This window comes from Helicobacter pylori, from assembly GCF_014497725.1.
GTDB lineage: Bacteria > Campylobacterota > Campylobacteria > Campylobacterales > Helicobacteraceae > Helicobacter > Helicobacter pylori_DE.
Genome location: NZ_JACTGF010000018.1, coordinates 1 through 2,666, shown reverse-complemented (window position 1 = coordinate 2,666; position 2,666 = coordinate 1). Strand labels below are relative to the sequence as shown.

At 42.8% G+C, this 2,666-nt stretch carries 2 protein-coding genes; one reads left to right on the top strand and one right to left on the bottom strand.

Annotated features, from left to right (window positions below):
* Positions 1 to 132: 132 nt before the first annotated feature.
* Positions 133 to 1,185 carry an asparaginase gene (locus H7N69_RS07760; protein WP_187885361.1) on the bottom strand — a complete coding sequence of 351 codons (1,053 nt, stop codon included), beginning with the start codon at positions 1,183 to 1,185 and terminating at the stop codon, positions 133 to 135.
* A 74-nt stretch (positions 1,186 to 1,259) separates the two neighbouring features.
* On the opposite strand from H7N69_RS07760, the gene H7N69_RS07755 reads away from it, so the two are divergent.
* Positions 1,260 to 2,591, top strand: a complete 1,332-nt coding sequence (locus H7N69_RS07755) for an anaerobic C4-dicarboxylate transporter (RefSeq protein ID WP_001873884.1) — start codon at positions 1,260 to 1,262, stop codon at positions 2,589 to 2,591.
* Positions 2,592 to 2,666: the final 75 nt, after the last annotated feature.

The following is a 2,666-nucleotide window of genomic DNA, read 5'->3' as shown; positions in this document are numbered from 1 at the left end:
AAATCTCCTTTTTAAAATAGGGGGAGCTTCATCAAATCTATTTTGATAGTTATTTGATGAAAATAAAGTCAAAAACAAAATAAACTAAATCACCCAATTATCTTTGATAATTGGGTGATCTAAGAGAATCGTTCAATACTCTTCAAACATTTCTTGGATTTTTTCTTTATTATTTGTTTTAGTTAAAGCGAGTTGTAAAAGCACCCTAGCTTTTTGGGGGTTTAAATTGTCGCTTGTGATAAAGCCATAAGCCTTGTCATCAATCTCGCCTGAAGTAACCTCACCACTGCCTACCCTGCTAGAACGAACAATAACCACCCCCATTTGGCTCGCTTCTTGCATCGCTTTTAAAAACCCAGCGCTCACATTCCCATTACCCACCCCGGCTATCACAACGCCTTTTGCATGCGAGTTTAGGCTCGCTTGGAATAAATCAGGGGTCATGCCGACATGCGTGTAAATAATATCCACTTTAGGTAAGGGGGTTTTTAGCTCTAAAATAGAAAATTCGCTCTCTGTGGTATGTTTTCTCAAAGGCTGCATGTAATAGCGCGTTTTGCCATAATACACGCTCCCTATCGCGCCGCTATTTAAGGCTTTAAAGGTGGAAGTGTGGGTGGTGTGCGTTTTAATCGCTTCCCTAGCGCTAAAAATATTATCGTCCATCACCACCAACACGCCTTTATTCGCGCTTTTTTCATTAGTCGCTACGCTCAGCGCGTTATATAAATTCAAAGCGCCATCCGCGCTCAAAGAAGAAGCGTTACGCATCGCTCCCACTAGCACAACTGGTTTTGTGGAGTGTAAAACCAAGTTTAAAAAATACGCGCTCTCTTCTAAAGTGTCCGTGCCATGCGTGATAACCACGCCTTGAATACGGCTATCATCTAGCAATTCTTGGGTGCGTTGGGCGAGCTTGAACCATATTTCTTCATTCATGTCTTGTGAGCCGATGTTAGAAACCTGCTCCCCTTGAATGCGAGCGATCTTGTTGAGACTGGGGATAGCTTTAAGAAGCTCTTTGATGCCCAACTCACCACTCTTATAACTACCCAAACTCGCACTCACACCGCTCCCTGCAATCGTCCCTCCTGTCGCTAGTAAAGCAATGGTAGGTAAATTTTGAGCCATAACTTGCCCTTTCAAACAAAATAAAAGAATCAAGAATTTCAAAAACATTCTCATTATAGACTACCTTTTGAAATTTAAAAGATTTTATAGTATAGTGAATCGTTGTTAAAATAAATTTAAAAGGGTTAATGGTGGATGCCTTTTTTCAAATTATCGTGTTACTTTTTTCGCTTTTTTTAGGGGCAAGGCTAGGGGGCTTGGGAGTGGGCTATGCTGGGGGCTTGGGCGTGCTTATTTTATGCTTATTTTTGGGGCTAAATCCGGGCAAAATCCCTTTTGATGTGATTTTAATCATCATGGCAGTCATTAGCGCTATCAGTGCCATGCAAAAAGCGGGGGGCTTGGATTACTTAGTCAAAATCGCTGAAAAAATTTTAAGGAAACACCCCAAGCAAATCAACTATTTAGCGCCAAGCGTGGCGTATTTTTTAACGATACTAGCCGGCACCGGGCATACGGTTTTTTCCTTGATCCCGGTGATTGTGGAAGTGAGCCAGAGCCAAAATATCAAACCCAAAGCGCCCTTAAGCTTAGCGGTAGTCTCTAGTCAAGTCGCTATTACCGCAAGCCCGGTGAGCGCGGCGGTGGTGTTTATGAGCGGTATTTTAGAGCCTTTAGGAGCGGATTATCTCACCCTTTTAATGGTTTGGATCCCTACGACTTTTTTAGCATGCATGCTCACGGCGTTTATTATGGGTTTTACTAATTTGAAATTAGACAGCGACCCGAATTATTTAGAACGCTTGGAAGCGGGCAAAATTTCGCCCCCTATGATGAAAAAAGAAGAAGAAACCTCAAAAAGCGCGAAATTATCGCTATGGATTTTTCTTGGTGGGGTTGTAGCGATCGTTTTTTATGCGAGCGCGATTTCTAAAAATATCGCTTTTGTTAGCCCGGTGGTTTTAGGAAGAGATCAAGCGATTGTGTCTTTCATGCTGAGCGTGGCGACTTTAATTGTGATTTTTTGCAAGATCAACGCTAATGAAATCGCTCATTCAAGCGTGTTTAAATCCGGCATGCAAGCGTGCGTGTGCGTGTTGGGCGTGGCGTGGTTGGGCGATACTTTTGTGAGCAATCATATAGATGAGATCAAGCGATACGCTTCTTTTTTGATCGCTGATTACCCGTTTTTATTAGCCGTAGCGCTCTTTTTGGCTTCCATGCTTTTGTATTCTCAAGCTGCCACCTCTAAAGCGCTCATCCCAAGCGTGATCACAGCCTTAGGCATTAGCGCTAACCATACGGAGCATTTGTATATTATTGTGGCTTCGTTTGCGAGCGTTTCGGCGTTGTTTGTGTTACCCACTTACCCCACTTTACTAGGAGCGATCGCTATGGATCATACCGGCACCACTAAAATGGGCCGTTATGTGTTTGATCATGCGTTTTTGATCCCTGGGGTTTTAGTCGTGTTTTTGAGCGTAGCGTTAGGGTTTGTTGTCGCACCGTTAGTTTTGTAGATTTCATCATCAACGATAAAAAGCTTGATGTTGCGGTATTTCCTAAACCCCCCTTAAAAAAGAGAGCCTAAACCA